Here is a 15,757-nt window from a genome sequence, read left to right as displayed (position 1 = left end):
AACCTAATATTATAGAATCACAATATTATACACAGAAAAAAATATTCTTAAATCTATATCAAGGATGGCTTGCTGCTTTTCTCATTAGGTAGCCCGGATTAACCCATATCTTTGCCATAATTCCCACCACAACGAGGGATCTACAAAGCACTACCGCGTAGAGTTCCCAGTTGTATTTGAGATGGTTGGACTTTTTCGCTATGCATCGACCAAGTATTTTTTTAGTAATCCTATAGAGCAACAAAGTAGAAATTCATAGAAACAACAGATTAACGCTCAATCCTTCCCATATTTTTAGCTAAATCATTAGTAAACTCATACAGAAGATGACATCCAAATACCAAATTGCACAAAAATACAACTCATTAATTCTAATAAATAAATTTCCCCTATTTTTGAAAAAAAATAGTGATAAGCCTAAAGTTTTCCGCATTCTGTCCGATAACATTTTTGCGTACGGTAAATTCACGCGTAAAAAGGAATTTGCCAATTACAAATGTCCCAAACCAGGGATTCAGGTCTGAGGAGACTATAATTATGGCTCAAATTATTAATACCAACGTACCGTCGTTACTTGCACAGCGTAACTTATCTAAATCCAGTGACGCGATGGCTACTGCGATACAAAGATTATCATCTGGTCTAAAAATTAATAGTGCGAAAGATGATGCGGCAGGTCTTGCAATTGCAACAAATATGACATCACAGATTCGCGGTATGGACCAAGCAGTGAAAAACGCAAATGACGGTATTTCATTGGCACAGGTAGCTGAAGGTGCAATGCAAGAGTCAACTGACCTCTTACAACGCATGAGAGAATTAGCACTTCAATCTGCAAACGGAACCTACAGCCAAGCAAACCGTGACGCGTTACAAAATGAAGTGAACAACCTTTTGAGTGAAATGGACGATATTGCCCACAATACTCAATTCAACGGTCAAACAATATTGAACGGATCATACACCAATGCTTCACTGCAAATCGGTGCTAACTCTGGTGAGACCATTACATTTTCTATCAACAGTGTTGCATCTGCTGATATAGGTCATATTGCTTACCAAACAGGAACTACAGTAAGCGGTAATGCTGCAAGTGATATTACGATTGCTCTTGGCTCTAGTGCAGCAGTCAGCATTGGATCTTCTGCAAACTATATCGGTGCAGCAGCTAGCCAGGACAGCACTTCAGCTTTTGCTAAAGCAGCAGCACTTAACGCGGCAGGTATTTCTGGTCTAACTGTAACTGCTTCAACAAGTGGCAGCGCAACCGTCGGGGCTATTGGTGGTGCAGCCGGCGATACTTATAACCTGAGTATTAATGGAGTTAACATATTTATTAACCAAGACGTGTCTACTGCATTAAGCAACAACTCGCTTTTAGACGCAATTAATGCTTCAAGCCAACAAACTGGTGTGGTAGCCACACTTAATGGCGGTAGTATGACCTTAACTGCAGCAGATGGAAGAAATATTGACGTAACAGAAACTGGTACTGGATTTACAGCTGGTACAAACGGACTAAGTGTTACTGGCGGTGCATTTGCTACAACTTTACGTGGAAATATCACTATGAGTGCGGCAGAAGCCATTACTGTCGGCGGAACAGCAACAGATATTGGCTTATCTAGTGTGAGCGTGGACACTAGTGGGGTTAATATAATTGATATCACTACTCAAGCTGGTGCAGAAAAAGCCATATTGAGAATTGGTGCTGCTTTGGACAGTATTACGACTAACCGTTCATCATTAGGTGCGATGCAAAACCGACTTGATGCAACAGTAAATAATCTGCAAAACGTATCTGATAATATGTCTGCTGCGCGTAGCCGTATTCAAGATACCGATTATGCAGCAGAAATGGCTAGTTTAACTAAAAACCAAATCCTGCAACAAGCTGGAACAGCAATGTTGGCGCAAGCAAATTCAATGCCACAATCTGTTCTTTCCTTGTTAGGATAGTTGTAACAAAAGAAGTAAAAAACCGAAATGCGGCATTTGCCGCTTTCGGCTTATTTGTATCCCAATGATTAAAGATACAAATCAAGGGAAAGGAGTAAAAAATGACTATGGAATCGATTCCTCCAGCAAATAATAAATTGCTACAGACAGATTCAGCCAAATTAAAGGACAAAAACATTAAGCCTGTGACCAAATGCGCCACATCGGATCTTAATTTGGATATTGATTCGAAACAAGCCATAGATAATGCCACTGGTCTTCTGCAAACTATTGTCACTGACAAAATCTCGGCAAAGATAATTCGCAAAATACCCTCAGACGAATATTTGCATTTACTACACTTGCTTGATGGGATAATTAGTGGTTCTATAGATAAACATGTTTGATGCAATTTATGGATAAAATGTAATTTCAGAGGAAATTATTAAAACAGAAAAGGGAATGCTATGGGTCTATCAACGCCAGGTATTGGATCAGGTTTAGACATTAAAGCAATGGTTGAAGGGATGGTGAAAGCAGATCTCATGTCAATTCAGCTAAAACATGATAAAAAACTTAATTCAGTCGCTACTGAATTGTCTGCATTTGGGCAATTAAAAAGTGCCATATCAACCTTTCAAACGAGTCTTAACTCCCTATCTTTTGCTAGTGAATTTAATCAAATGAATTGTACAATCAATGAAACCGGATATGTTGCTGCATCAGTTACAGGAACAGGGGTTGCAGTTGATGGTTTATATCAAATACAAGTTCAACAATTAGCTCAAGCACAAAGCCTTGCCAGTGCTTATTTCGCCAACAGCACTACTGCTGTGGGTAGTGGCAGTATCACCATTAACTTTGGCACATACAGCAACAGCAATACAACGTTCACGCAAAATACAACAGTTCCTCCTGTAACAATTAATATAGCTTCAGGAAATGACAGTCTCACTGCGGTTTGCGATGCAATTAACGCTGCGAACGCAGGTGTTACGGCATCGATTGTGCAAGATAGCCTTGGCTCAAGATTAACCCTAACCTCATCAGAAACAGGTGAGAATTATGCGATGCAAATTACAGGCAGCTTGACTGCTTTAAATTATGACCCAACAACAAGCAATACTCAGTTAACTCAAACCATGGCCGCGCAAAACAGCCTAGTAAAAATTAATGGATTAGTTCTAAATGAAAACAGCAATCAAATTGAAGGAGCGATATCAGGAATCACTCTTGATCTACAACAAGCTGATCCAGCAACAACAGTAACTTTAACTGTAAAAAAAGATGTAGAGCATGCCAAAGGCTTAATTAATGATTTCGTCAAAAAATATAATGATTTTATGAAATTCATCACCAACTTAACTGGTTTCGATATGCAGACCAGAAAAAAAGGCGTGTTACAAGGTGACAGTAAGCTTAGAGAGTTAAAAACCAACTTATATAACTTGGCCACCAGCCCATTAACTTCTGTTGGACCAATCCAAAGTCTCGCTGACTTAGGTATTACCTCCGATAAACATGGTTTATTACAAATTGACCCGGATATGTTGAATGAGGCCATTGATAATAATTATCAAGCTATAGGTAACTTATTTGCAAAACAAATTACAGCGACTGATCCTAATATTAAACTCAACTCTTTAGACACTGAGGTCGCTGCAGGTTCATATGATGTTATATTGAGCGAATATACTCCTGGGGTAAGTATGTCAGGGACTATAGGTGGCATTTTAGCCAACTCCCCAGATGGAGTTACTCTAAATGGTACAGGCGATTTCAGTACATTATCGATCGACGTGCTTTCAGGATTAGTGGGAAATCGAGGCCAAATTATCGTTAGCGATGGTTTAGCCTCATTGATCGATGGCTATTTAGACTCCTTGGTGGATGATGATGGCGAAATTGAAGAACGAATAGACCGTTTAAACGATCAAGCAAAACAATTAGATGAAATGCAAATACGCATTAACGAACGCAGCATTACTCTAGAAAAAAGATACTATAAGCAATGGAATGCTGTGGATCTCTTAATTTCACAGATGCAAAACACCAGCAATACACTGACTCAAATCTTGTCGAACCTACCCAAATTGAAAACCAAATAATTGGAGCATCATTAATGAAAAAACCCTATCAACAAGTTATAAATCAATATAAAACCATTGAACTACAGACTCGTATTGATACAGCCTCTCCACATGAATTAATTAATTTATTGCTGCAAGGTGCACGAACTCATATTGCTACAGCTCAAGGCAATATTGATCGCAATGAAATTCAAGAAAAAGGAGAGCACATTAGTAAAGCATTAAGTATTATTGAAGGTTTAAAAACCAGCCTAAACCGTGAACAAGGCGGGGAAATAGCGGAAAATTTACTCCAATTATACGGACATATTGAGTTTTTGTTATTAAAAGCCAACCTTAATAATGACAAAGAGCTGCTGACACAATCTAATTCATTGCTTGCACAGTTGCATGAGGCATGGCAAAGAATAAGCCCCGATAATCTAGAGTCTGACTCATCGCTCTCTTAATTATAGATACTGAAACTTAATAAGCATTGTACCTGGGTGCAGCGCAGCGGAACCCGGGTGCCGTATTACATCATTCCAGGGTTCCGCTGCACTGCACCCAGGCTACAAAAACACCACCTAGTATCCCTTAACCGTCATTATTGGCATTGAGTCAACATAAGCCTACCATCATTTAAATCAATAGGGTCAACTCACTGAAATAACTACAAAACTTTATTTTAAAAATTACTGCAGATTTGCAATTTTATGCTAGACTTTACCACGAGTGGTTGCTGTATATTCCACGTTTTGTTGTTTAAACATCAATCAAAGGAAGACTATTTAAATGGAACAATTAAAACAAACCTTTTTAAAATCCACCCTTGTAGTTGCCTTATTCGCATCAAGCTCTGTTTTTGCAGCTGGTGTTACAAGTGGACAACTCGTCATAATTAATGGTCTCGGGAATGCCGACTCCTCTTCAGGCTACCCAGGAAGTACAGCTTCGAGTATTTCTGTAGTAGTATCAGACAGTACAGGACCATGCTCAACTACTGCAACAGTTGCTTATTATGGTACAGTAACTGTCAAATGGTCTGCTTCAAATACCCATAGTTCAACTTCTTGTACTGGTATTACTTCAGTAGCAGTAACACCTCTTAAAACATCAATCGGTACTGTTTCAACTGTAGTTTATGACAGTGTGACTACCACAACAGTTCCTGCAACTACAGCAACAGCAGTATCCTTCACTCCTCCTACTACAGCTTATGCTAACATAGCACTTCTTGTTACTGGAGCTGGAACTCCAGCTTCAGCTGTTACAGCATCTGCTACAGCATGGGGTGTAGGTGCAGCAGCAGCTCCAGTTTTTGACACAGCTAATGGTGCTCTAACTACTGTAGGTATTCCAGGTGCTACAGGTCTATATGGAATCAGAGCAGAAGAAATTATGAGACATTTTGCAATTATGCCGTTTCTGGGTTAACAATTAATTAAAAAACACAGATCCTTGAGTTGTTAGGCCAAATGCTTCAACTCATTGCCCCCAATTTACAAGGGTTTGTGTTTTTTATCTAAAGGCAGCTAACACCAGATGAGTTTCTCCTGAATTTTTTTAATCTTATCGTTGTTTTCTCATTTTTTCACTAAGGATTATCCTTATTATTTCTCCCTATAAATGCTAGCTTTTTACTCAATATCCTTTTTTACTTAACATTAATTAACATCGAAATGCTGGTTTTCATTCCAACTCGCATTATCAAGAACTAGCATAAAAATAGAGCTCATCAAATTTAAAGTTATTTTTAAAAGTGTCGCTATAGAGAGTACAACGACTCAAATTGAGATCATGTTATGAAAATTATGATATCAATGACCGTCTCAATTGCCTTACTAACGGCCAGCCAATTCGCTTTTTCCTATACGCGATATGGTGAAACTTTATGTAATTCACCTGATTATTTTTGTATGAAAGTTAAAAATGGTGAAAGCTGGGAAAAACTATTTCCTAATACTGAAGAACGAGATATGGTTCGACGAATTAATCGCATGAATATTTCATTGCGCTCCGGAATGACGATTGCTGTACCTAAAAATATCGATCGCTTAACTATCTATGACGTTTCTCCCTTTCCACGGTATATTGACTCTGAAGGAGAGAAAACAATTTATGTAAGCCAAAAAAAATTGGCTTGGGCTGCCTATGATCAAGATGGAGAATTACTTTGGTGGGGGCCAATTTCTTCGGGGATAGGAAAGTGTCCAGGGGTCATAGGTGGTTGTGGTACACCTACAGGTTCATTTCGTATTGTGCGTAAACAAGATATAGATTGCGTATCTACGGTATTCCCGAGAAGAGCTGATGGCAATGATGGAGGTGCGCTAATGCCCTATTGCATGCATTTCTTTAGAGGTTATGCATTACATGGAAGTTATGATGTGCCAGGTTTTAGAGCAAGTCATGGTTGCATTAGAATGTTCATTGAAGACGCACGTTGGCTAAATGAAGAGTTTGTTGATCTACCCGGTGATGGCATGAAAGGTACTCGTGTTATCATTGATCCTACTGATGACCCAAACGAGCAATAGACAAATTATAGACAAACTGTTAATATTTTACATGGTGAAATTTATATATTTGTATGATAACGTTGCCCGTTGACTTCGTGATTTAAAAAACTGCATAGAGTACGCTATGGTCAGAAAAAAGTAACCGTTTGCTTGAATCTCGGGAAACAGTTGGATTTGAGCGCAGATTGCGCCAAATTACAGCTACTCAATGAATAGGGCTTGAGCTCTTACAAAAAAGTGCGGGTTGAGTAGGCTACATCTGGACATCTTTTTCGATTGAAGAATGTTTCAGAATAATTGGTCAAAATAATGCTAAGCGCTTATTTTATGCCAAAGTAGTAATACAAAATCAATCCATGTAGATGAATTTGGAGAATGATAAAAGCATGGCACATTACAATACACGATCCGAATCAGCAGTTAGCTTTGGGATGCAGTCGATAATGCCTTGGATGGTATGGGGCTTGGGTTGTTTATTTTACTTTTATGAATGTCTTTTACAAGTATCCCCTAGTGTTATGAGTAACGAATTAATGAGAGATTTCTCAGTTACCAGTCAAACATTAGGAATTCTATCTGGTGTCTATTTTTATTCTTATGCAGCGATGCAATTACCTGGTGGCGTATTAATGGACTATTTTGGTCCACAACGATTGTTAACACTAGCGACTATTGTTTGTGCAATAAGCACTATCGCCTTTGGAATGACCAATAACTTTTTTATGGCGTGTGTCGCACGCTTGATGATAGGTTTTGGTTCAGCCTTTGCAGCTGTAGGTACGATGAAACTCGCTGCAAATTGGTTCCCTGCTCAACGTTTTGCTCTGCTGACGGGTCTTATGGTTACCATAGGAATGTTAGGAGCAATTGGTGGTGAAGCACCGTTAGCATTATTAGTTGATAGTTTTGGCTGGCGCCATAGCATGCTCATTATGGGGACTATTGGTCTTGTTCTTGCTGTTTTAATTAGCATCATTGCTAAAGATACTCCTAAGAATCATGAAATTGCCCATCAACATCCTATCGAAGAAGAACACCTAATCCCCAGTTTATTAACGCTAATAAAAAATAAGCAACTTTGGTTGGTTGCTTGCTATGGGGGGTTAATGTATATGGCCACTCCTGTTTTCTGTGGGCTGTGGGGTGTTCCTTTCCTAATGACTAAAATGATGATCACCAAAACAACTGCAGCAAACTATATTTCCTTAGTTTTCATCGGCTGGGCAATTGCTAGTCCATTATGGGGAATATTTTCGAATCGTATTGGCTTACGCAAACCACCTATGTACATTGGATGCATTGGTGCGCTTATCTGCTCTACGATTTTTATTTTTGCCCCAATTAATAATGCAATATATATGGAAATTTTGTTGTTTGCATTTGGTATATTTTCCGCAGGTTTTTTACCTGCATTTACTGTAGCCAAAGAATTATGCAATAAAAAATATGTCGCTACCGGTTTAAGCTTTATGAACATGATGAATATGATAGGCATTGCATTAGCACAGCCACTTATTGGTTTCGTCCTGGATAGGATGTGGCAAGGAGAACTGAATGGAAATGTTCGAATATATCCATTAGAAGCGTACTATACCGGACTTGCTATTCTTCCTATAGGAATGCTTATTGCGCTAATTATTTTACCAAAAATTAAAGAAACTTATTGCCAAAGTGTACATTAATGGAATAATACGTGACTTCCTGGGGTATAATAACCTGGGTGCAGCAAAGCGAAACTCAGGTTTTCCTGTCGCAGATTATGCATGCACTCAAATACATTTTTTAAAGTAGATTTGATATGGCTAAAAAACTATACATCAAGACCAACGGCTGCCAAATGAATGAATACGATTCAACTAAAATGGCAGAAGTTTTGCAGCAATCACATGGCTTAGTCAAAACGGAGCATCTAGAAGAGGCAGATGTAATATTGCTTAATACATGCTCTATTCGTGAAAAAGCACAAGAAAAAGTTTTTTCCCAATTGGGACAATGGCGTGAATATAAAGCAAAAAACCCACATGTGGTTATTGGTGTCGGTGGCTGCGTTGCAAGCCAAGAAGGTGAGGCAATCATTAAAAGAGCCCCATTTGTCGATATCGTTTTTGGCCCTCAAACCCTACACAGACTTCCAGCATTGCTCAATGAGCGTGCAGAAAAGAAAAAACCCGTGGTTGATATCAGCTTCCCTGAAATTGAAAAATTTGACCATTTACCGCCACCAAGAGCCGAAGGTCCAACTGCATTTGTCTCGATTATGGAAGGTTGTAGTAAATACTGCAGTTTCTGTGTTGTCCCTTATACCCGTGGTACTGAAATTAGTCGCCCTTTTGATGATGTACTTGCTGAGTGTTATCAATTGGCCACACAAGGTGTTAGAGAAATCAATTTATTAGGACAAAATGTTAATGATTACCGAGGCGTGATGGAACATGGTGATATCGCTGACCTGGCACTTTTAATTCATTATCTTGCTGCTATAGAAGGTATAGATAGAATTCGTTTTACAACCTCACATCCTTTGGCATTCTCAGATAATTTAATTAACGCTTATGCAGAAGTACCGGAATTGGCAAATCATTTACATCTGCCGGTACAAAGCGGTTCTGACCGCATTTTAGGTTTGATGAAACGAGGCTATACAGCGTTGGAATTCAAATCCAAGATTAGAAAATTACGTAAAGTACGCCCTGATATTCGTTTATCTACAGACATTATCGTTGGTTTCCCTGGAGAAACAGATAAAGATTTTCAAGACACTATGGATTTGGTTCATGAAATTGGTTTCGATACCTCTTTTAGTTTTATTTATAGTCCAAGACCGGGTACACCAGCAGCGAATTTGCCTGATGACACCCCATTGGAAGTGAAAAAACAACGGCTGCAGATATTACAAAATAGACTAGTACTAAACGCTTCTCGTTATAGCCAATCGATGGTTGGCAGTACACAAAAAATATTAGTTACTGGCCATTCTAAAAAAGACTCCCAACAACTGTCCGGGCGCACTGAATGCAATCGAGTTGTGAATTTTGATGGCCCAGCTCATTTAATAGGTCAATTCGTCAATGTGCAAATCAATGATGCCTTACCTAATTCATTACGAGGGCGTCTCAGCGAAGTTGAGATTGAAACAATTTAATGATAGAGCATATTCACAAACAATTAACGGTTCCACGCGAGTACCATAATCAACGTATTGACAGTGTACTCGCCCACCTACTCCCTGATTATTCGCGTTCACAAATTAGCAATTGGATTAAAAGCGGTACAATAACACTCAATCAGAAACCATGTAAGCCTAAAGACAAGGCGTTGGACGGGGATTACATTGAGGTCAATGTCAATTTCACGTTAATAGATAATGATTTTAATCATTGTGCCCCTGAACAAATTCCTTTAAGTATTGTTTATGAAGATGACGACATTTTAGTACTCAACAAACCTGCAAACATGGTCGTTCATCCAGGCGCGGGAAATAGAGAGCATACTTTAGTAAATGCTTTGTTACACCATGCCCCTTCCTTACACCATTTACCTAGAGCAGGCATTATTCATCGCTTAGATAAAGATACAACCGGTCTTTTAGTCGTGGCAAAAACATTACCGGCACATACTGCTCTAATACGCCAAATGCAGGCACGCGATATTCAACGTCATTATATTACTTTGGTACAAGGGCATATTATTTCAGGTGGTACGATTGATACTGGTTTTGGTCGACACCCACGAAATCGGTTAAAAATGGCCGTGCAAGAGCACGGTAGACAAGCAGTAACTCATTATGCAGTAAAAAAACAATATCAAGATTTTACTTTACTGGATGTCCAGCTGATGACTGGACGCACTCATCAAATCAGAGTTCATTTGTCTTATATCAATCATCCTGTTGTTGGAGACTCGCTTTATGGTGGTCGGATGCGTGTTCCAGCTCATGCGACGGAGCAGTTACGCACTCTAATCCAAGATTTTAAAAGACAGGCACTGCATGCACGTACACTCTCATTTTATCATCCACAAACAGAAAATGAGTTGACGTTTACAGCACCAATGCCTGATGACTTTCAACTTCTTCTTAACACATTGGACGAGCATTATGAAGAATAACCTAGCAAATTGGCCTGCGCCAAAAAATATCACCGCCTTGAGCACAACTCGTCTATCAGGGTATAGCCAAGCACCTTATGACAGCAATAATATGGGTTTGAATGTGGGTGATAACGATCAGCACGTGTTGCAAAACCGACAGCAGCTTATAGAGGTGTTGCACCTGCCTGGCGAGCCCCAATGGTTACATCAAACACATGGTACTCATTGTGTTATTGCCGAAGAGGATCCGAATCGAAATGCGGATGCTTCCATATCCCGCTCTATGAATCACCCTTTAGTTATTCTTACTGCCGACTGCCTGCCCATCATGCTTTCTAATGTACAAGGCACTGAAATTGCAGCGGTTCATGCTGGCTGGAAAGGATTAGCTCATGGAATTATTGAACATACCCTTGATAAAATGAACAGTCTGACATCTGATATAATAGCCTGGATAGGCCCATCAATTTGTCAAAAATGTTATGAAGTTGGCGAAGAGGTATACCAAACGTTTACCGATACTTATCCTTTAAGTAAACAAGCATTCAAACCTGTAAATGGAAAATGGTTGGCTAATTTACCCCTTATCGCTGAAATTGTTTTAACTAAAAGAGGCATTAAAGCTGTATATCAGTCTGGATTATGTACTTTTGAGTTAAAAAATGAGTTGTATTCCTATCGAAGAACATCACAAACAGGTAGAATAGCTACCTTAATCTGGTTTAATGATCAACCTCAGGACTAATAATTATGATAAAACATATCAAATTCATTATAAGTACCCTGCTTCTTGTAACAGCCTCATCAACTTATGCGGCAAACGAAGCAGCAGCCCCTTCCCCTACGCCTATGCCCAGTTTGGCTCCGGCTCTAAAAAACATTATGCCTGCGATTGTCAATGTTGCAGTACAAGGCTATTTACCTCCTAGTGAAGCTCAAAACAACAAAAAGCAAGGACCAAATTCTGAAAAAGGACGTAAATTTGAAAGCATAGGCTCTGGTGTCATTGTTGATGCGCAAAACGGGATCATCATAACTAATGATCACGTAATTCGTAATGCGAATCTTGTTACCATTACGTTACAAGATGGTCGACGTTTAAAAGCAAAACTGATCGGTAGTGATAGTGAAACTGATTTAGCCATATTAAAAATTACTGCTACCAATTTAAAATCCCTGCCTATAGGTGATTCGGATCAACTGCAAGTTGGTGATTTTGTAGTGGCTATTGGTAATCCTTTCGGTTTAAACAGTTTTGGCAACAGCCAGTCTGCAACATTTGGTATTGTCAGCGCATTAAAACGCAGTGATTTAAATATTGAAGGCGTAGAAAACTTTATTCAAACTGACGCAGCAATTAACCCAGGTAATTCTGGTGGTGCGCTGGTTAATACAAAAGGGGAGTTGATCGGAATTAATACTGCAATTCTTTCTCCTTATGGCGGTAACGTGGGAATTGGTTTTGCCATACCCATCAACATGGCAAAAGATGTTGCCCAACAAATAATTAAATTTGGCTCAATTCATCGTGGCTTAATGGGTATATTTGTTCAACATCTCACGCCAGAACTTGCCCATTCATTAGGATATGCTGAAGATTTTCAAGGTGCGTTGGTATCACAGGTTAATCCAAACTCGCCTGCTGAACGTGCTGGTTTAAAAGCGGGCGATATCATTACCCAAATTAACAATACAAAAATCACGCAAGCGACTCAGGTCAAAACAACCATTAGTCTCTTACGCGTCGGCTCCAATGTTAAAATGATGGTACAACGTGATGGCAAGACAATCACCTTGGATGCAGTCGTAACCGACATTAAATCTCATGAACAAAAGCTTCAATCAGAAAATCCTTTCCTTTACGGACTGGCATTAAAAAGCTTTGAACAAGAAACCCCTCCTCACGGTAATGTGATCGGCGTACAAGTCGTCGGCGCTTCAGAAACAAGTGCAGGATGGCGTGCAGGTTTAAGACCTGGGGACATTATTATCTCTGCTAATAAAACTCCAGTTAAAGACGTTAAATCGCTACAACAAGTTGCGCAACAGAAAAAACAAGAATTGTTGGTTCAAATATTACGTGGACCAGGCGCTATGTACTTATTGATTATCTAATTTTAAGTACTTTGTAGCCCCGGATTAGCGCAACATAATCCGGCTACGTCAGCAAGTGTAGGCTGGGCTGTTAAGCCCAGCACGCGCTGAATTAATTCTCCAAAATGTCTATTCACAAAATCCATCTCTGTAAGACCAATTAACAAATACTTATCCATTGTTCTTAAGAAAGATATTGGTGTTGTTAATGCAGGGCTTAGCAGTCCAGCCTACGGTTATTTAGTTTTGTCAACGAATTACCTAACGCCTACAATCCCGCCCCAGGCACAACACTTGGGCTAGCCCTTTTGTCTTAATGGGTTGTATAAAAAAATTATAAAAAAGCACGATAAAAGCCCACTTTACTTATAATCAGAAAAAAATCAAAAAAAATAGATTAACAGACTTGACAACTTTCCATTAAAACGACAAAATCACGCCTCTTGTGGCTATGTAGCTCAGCCGGTTAGAGCGCGGCACTCATAATGCTGAGGTCGGTGGTTCGAGTCCACCCATAGCCACCATCAAAATCAAATTTATCCCGAAAACATGCATCTTCCCAATCTTGGGAAACACCTTTAAAGAAAAAGCGCCTAACACCAACTCTGTAACTGTTGAAACTCTGCAACAAGATATATAAGATAAAATGTTGGGTCAAAATAACTCAACCTACTTAAAATGCAATCTTCTGGCTGATATATAGTTATTAAAGGAGTAATAAACATGCCTGGACTTGGTTCTCATTTAGATCTACATAATGATAATGACACTTCATCGAGTGCTTATAATCTTTTGTACCTACTTTTTGCGCTCGCTACACTCACGTATTTACTTGCAAGATACTTTGAGTCTCGTAATCGCCTTAACTATGAAAGCCGCTCTGCTCGTATAATATCCGGTTTAATAAAGACTACGACGGACTTGTTGCATACCAAAAGCGACGATATAAAGATTACCGACTATGAAGGTCAAATCATTGCAGTAGGACCACATCGAACTGGTCTAGTGGACGGAGCTGTTGTTGCCTCAAAAATGGAAGGCATACCACCTCATGTTTTTGCCACAGATGACTATGATAAGATACCCGGAGTCCGTACTTTTCTGGATATGTTTCAAGCGATAACAATAAAATCTAAAGCAAGTAAAAGTAGTGATGGGCGATCGGCTAATGCCGAAGCACTAGAAAAAGCTGGGCAAATACTTAGAGAAAAAGGCTGCTTAGCACTCTTCCCTCAAGGTAATCTTGCAAAAATAGGCCAAGAGCCACACAGAGTCTATGACGGAGCAGCCAAGCTTGCAGTGAAGAATAATGCAGCTATTCGTGTTCTTCGACTAGATGGTTTCTGGAGTGTGGATAACCCGCTCATTCCTGTATTTATTCGTAACAACTCTATTTATCGTGCATTAGGATCTTTTCTTCATATGAACAACGTACGCGTCACCGAGTGTTGTGTCATTGATTTCCACACCAAGCCTGGTAGTGAAAACCTAAGTGAGGTGGAGAAAATTGAGAAGATCTGTATGCAACTTTATGCATTCTACCGTCGTCCAGAGAACCTTACTGTGAAACAAATTCGTGCTATTGAAAAAGAAGTTGTTGATATTTCTGATAAAACGCATCACCTAATTTGGGCTAAAAAACTCAAACGTGATGGCTTAGTCAAGGAGCTCGCAACTTTAGAAACAGAAAGAGCCGAACTGGAAAAAACTGCTTTAACATCAATGAACGCGAGTCACTGAGCTAGTTAAGTAGTAGCCGCGACCTCAAATCTAAACTCACCATCGATGGTTGGGTCAAAATACCCAACCTACTTGCCACTGTGGAAAGCAGCTGGACCACGAAAGCTTATTTACAACGATTCTATCTGATAAGGCTCTTAGAAAAACCCCACTCGCAAATAATAAGCCAACCATTTATTGTAGTGATAAACGCCAATCTGTTTCTTTTATACAGGGATCCGTCCCGGACCTCCCCATAAATATTCTAAGGATACCTATCTCTTAAACTTTAGCCATTTGCATTTGGAGGATTTCCTCAATCCGTCTCTATCCATAAGCCTTCACCCAGGCTATTTTTTTGACTACCAGTAAGCTTAGATTTTGTAGTAGCAACATCAAATATCTGGCATCATTGTAAAACGAGATAAGCACAGGAATGAGTCATGGCCTCCAAACAAAGTACCGTTGATTTTATCATTGACCAAACTGCAACAGCAGGAATCGTATATGCGAAAAAAATGTTTGGTGAGTATGCCATTTATTGCGACAACAAAGTCATTGCTTTAGTTTGTGATGATCAATTATTTGTTAAACCCACTCATGCGGGTAAAACATTTATTAATAACTACATTGAAGGCATTCCCTATCCAGGTGCAAAGCCCTATTTATTCATCTCAGCTGAATTATGGGATGAAAATGAATGGTTGACTCATCTCTTTCAAATTACGGCATCCGAAGTACCCATGCCTAAGAAGAAAAAAACTATTAAAAAGTAATATCCCTATGAATCATCAAAGCTCCTTCAATTTTAAACCATTACATGAACAGGATATCAACCTTCTTTACCACTGGTTTCAGGAGCCGAACATTAATCGATGGTATGCTCGAGGTATGGTTTGGTCCCTTGACATGGTAACGAAGAAGTACTTACCAAGAATTTATGGTCAAGATAATGTTCCTAGTTTTATTGTTTACTTGGATAAACAAGCAATAGGCTTTATTCAATATTATTGTTTCAAAGATCATCTCCCTGAAGGTATTTCACATACCAAGAATGCTTTATTTCAAAAGTATCAACCGAATGAATTGGCAGGAGTGGATCTCTTTATTGCAGCAGGCGATAATCGCGGTAAAGGATTAGGCAAACACATGTTGGATATTTTTACAGAGAATCTACCTAACACGTTTCGTGCTGTTGTCGTTGATCCTGCAATTAATAATTACCAAGCAATTCACTGTTATGAAAAAGCCGGATTTGAACACACTGAATATAGTGAAGATAAAGATTATCTGATCCTGCTGAAAACGTTACGCTAAGGCTTAAAT

Annotated in this window: 14 protein-coding genes and 1 tRNA gene; all 15 read left to right on the top strand. The window is 39.2% G+C overall.

Annotation, left to right across the window (positions count from 1 at the left end; translation table 11 throughout):
* The first annotated feature begins 537 nt into the window (after positions 1-537).
* The 15 genes from Lste_RS18265 to Lste_RS18195 all read left to right on the top strand — a co-directional run bounded on the left by Lste_RS18265 (position 538) and on the right by Lste_RS18195 (position 15,748).
* Positions 538-1,959 carry a flagellin N-terminal helical domain-containing protein gene (locus Lste_RS18265; RefSeq protein ID WP_058512402.1) on the top strand — a complete coding sequence of 474 codons (1,422 nt, stop codon included), beginning with the start codon at positions 538-540 and terminating at the stop codon, positions 1,957-1,959.
* A 101-nt stretch (positions 1,960-2,060) separates the two neighbouring features.
* A complete protein-coding gene (locus tag Lste_RS18260) occupies positions 2,061-2,345 on the top strand; it encodes a hypothetical protein (protein WP_058512401.1) in 285 nt (94 codons plus the stop codon).
* A gap of 60 nt (positions 2,346-2,405) precedes the next feature.
* Complete coding sequence (gene fliD, locus Lste_RS18255) at positions 2,406-4,046, top strand: flagellar filament capping protein FliD (RefSeq protein WP_058512400.1); 1,641 nt, start codon at positions 2,406-2,408, stop codon at positions 4,044-4,046.
* Between the two features lie 14 nt (positions 4,047-4,060).
* Positions 4,061-4,477: a flagellar export chaperone FliS gene (gene fliS, locus Lste_RS18250; protein ID WP_058512399.1), complete on the top strand. Its 417-nt coding sequence runs from the start codon at positions 4,061-4,063 to the stop codon at positions 4,475-4,477.
* Positions 4,478-4,802: 325 nt separating this feature from the next.
* Positions 4,803-5,444 carry a hypothetical protein gene (locus tag Lste_RS18245; protein WP_058512398.1) on the top strand — a complete coding sequence of 214 codons (642 nt, stop codon included), beginning with the start codon at positions 4,803-4,805 and terminating at the stop codon, positions 5,442-5,444.
* A 368-nt stretch (positions 5,445-5,812) separates the two neighbouring features.
* Positions 5,813-6,547, top strand: coding sequence for a L,D-transpeptidase (locus Lste_RS18240; RefSeq protein ID WP_058512397.1), 735 nt, complete (start codon positions 5,813-5,815; stop codon positions 6,545-6,547).
* 368 nt (positions 6,548-6,915) lie between these two features.
* Positions 6,916-8,211: an MFS transporter gene (locus Lste_RS18235; protein WP_058512396.1), complete on the top strand. Its 1,296-nt coding sequence runs from the start codon at positions 6,916-6,918 to the stop codon at positions 8,209-8,211.
* A gap of 116 nt (positions 8,212-8,327) precedes the next feature.
* Positions 8,328-9,671 carry a tRNA (N6-isopentenyl adenosine(37)-C2)-methylthiotransferase MiaB gene (miaB, locus tag Lste_RS18230; protein WP_058512395.1) on the top strand — a complete coding sequence of 448 codons (1,344 nt, stop codon included), beginning with the start codon at positions 8,328-8,330 and terminating at the stop codon, positions 9,669-9,671.
* Positions 9,671-10,636 carry a 23S rRNA pseudouridine(1911/1915/1917) synthase RluD gene (gene rluD / locus Lste_RS18225; RefSeq protein ID WP_058512394.1) on the top strand — a complete coding sequence of 322 codons (966 nt, stop codon included), beginning with the start codon at positions 9,671-9,673 and terminating at the stop codon, positions 10,634-10,636. Before miaB ends, rluD begins: the two co-directional genes overlap by 1 nt.
* Positions 10,626-11,363: a peptidoglycan editing factor PgeF gene (gene pgeF, locus Lste_RS18220; RefSeq protein WP_058512393.1), complete on the top strand. Its 738-nt coding sequence runs from the start codon at positions 10,626-10,628 to the stop codon at positions 11,361-11,363. Before rluD ends, pgeF begins: the two co-directional genes overlap by 11 nt.
* 5 nt (positions 11,364-11,368) lie before the next feature.
* The gene (locus Lste_RS18215) at positions 11,369-12,733 is read left to right on the top strand and encodes a Do family serine endopeptidase (RefSeq protein WP_058512392.1); all 1,365 of its coding nucleotides are present in this window, start codon (positions 11,369-11,371) and stop codon (positions 12,731-12,733) included.
* Between the two features lie 426 nt (positions 12,734-13,159).
* Positions 13,160-13,236, top strand: a tRNA-Met gene (locus Lste_RS18210).
* Between the two features lie 199 nt (positions 13,237-13,435).
* Complete coding sequence (locus Lste_RS18205; RefSeq protein ID WP_058512391.1) at positions 13,436-14,452, top strand: lysophospholipid acyltransferase family protein; 1,017 nt, start codon at positions 13,436-13,438, stop codon at positions 14,450-14,452.
* Positions 14,453-14,874: 422 nt separating this feature from the next.
* The gene (locus Lste_RS18200) at positions 14,875-15,207 is read left to right on the top strand and encodes a TfoX/Sxy family protein (protein ID WP_058512390.1); all 333 of its coding nucleotides are present in this window, start codon (positions 14,875-14,877) and stop codon (positions 15,205-15,207) included.
* Positions 15,208-15,214: 7 nt separating this feature from the next.
* Positions 15,215-15,748, top strand: a complete 534-nt coding sequence (locus tag Lste_RS18195; RefSeq protein WP_058512389.1) for a GNAT family N-acetyltransferase — start codon at positions 15,215-15,217, stop codon at positions 15,746-15,748.
* Positions 15,749-15,757: the final 9 nt, after the last annotated feature.

The organism is Legionella steelei (assembly GCF_001468005.1).
GTDB classification, from domain to species: domain Bacteria; phylum Pseudomonadota; class Gammaproteobacteria; order Legionellales; family Legionellaceae; genus Legionella; species Legionella steelei.
Note: the sequence above shows the minus strand (reverse complement) of the source record. Positions and strands in the feature narration are given on the sequence as shown.

Excerpts from the sequence above, each read along its gene's own strand:
- Lste_RS18265 (WP_058512402.1), top strand. The coding sequence starts at position 538 with ATGGCTCAAATTATTAATACCAACGTACCGTCGTTACTTGCACAGCGT.
- Lste_RS18260 (WP_058512401.1), top strand. The coding sequence starts at position 2,061 with ATGACTATGGAATCGATTCCTCCAGCAAATAATAAATTGCTACAGACA.
- fliD (WP_058512400.1), top strand. The coding sequence starts at position 2,406 with ATGGGTCTATCAACGCCAGGTATTGGATCAGGTTTAGACATTAAAGCA.
- fliS (WP_058512399.1), top strand. The coding sequence starts at position 4,061 with ATGAAAAAACCCTATCAACAAGTTATAAATCAATATAAAACCATTGAA.
- Lste_RS18245 (WP_058512398.1), top strand. The coding sequence starts at position 4,803 with ATGGAACAATTAAAACAAACCTTTTTAAAATCCACCCTTGTAGTTGCC.
- Lste_RS18240 (WP_058512397.1), top strand. The coding sequence starts at position 5,813 with ATGAAAATTATGATATCAATGACCGTCTCAATTGCCTTACTAACGGCC.
- Lste_RS18235 (WP_058512396.1), top strand. The coding sequence starts at position 6,916 with ATGGCACATTACAATACACGATCCGAATCAGCAGTTAGCTTTGGGATG.
- miaB (WP_058512395.1), top strand. The coding sequence starts at position 8,328 with ATGGCTAAAAAACTATACATCAAGACCAACGGCTGCCAAATGAATGAA.
- rluD (WP_058512394.1), top strand. The coding sequence starts at position 9,671 with ATGATAGAGCATATTCACAAACAATTAACGGTTCCACGCGAGTACCAT.
- pgeF (WP_058512393.1), top strand. The coding sequence starts at position 10,626 with ATGAAGAATAACCTAGCAAATTGGCCTGCGCCAAAAAATATCACCGCC.
- Lste_RS18215 (WP_058512392.1), top strand. The coding sequence starts at position 11,369 with ATGATAAAACATATCAAATTCATTATAAGTACCCTGCTTCTTGTAACA.
- Lste_RS18205 (WP_058512391.1), top strand. The coding sequence starts at position 13,436 with ATGCCTGGACTTGGTTCTCATTTAGATCTACATAATGATAATGACACT.
- Lste_RS18200 (WP_058512390.1), top strand. The coding sequence starts at position 14,875 with ATGGCCTCCAAACAAAGTACCGTTGATTTTATCATTGACCAAACTGCA.
- Lste_RS18195 (WP_058512389.1), top strand. The coding sequence starts at position 15,215 with ATGAATCATCAAAGCTCCTTCAATTTTAAACCATTACATGAACAGGAT.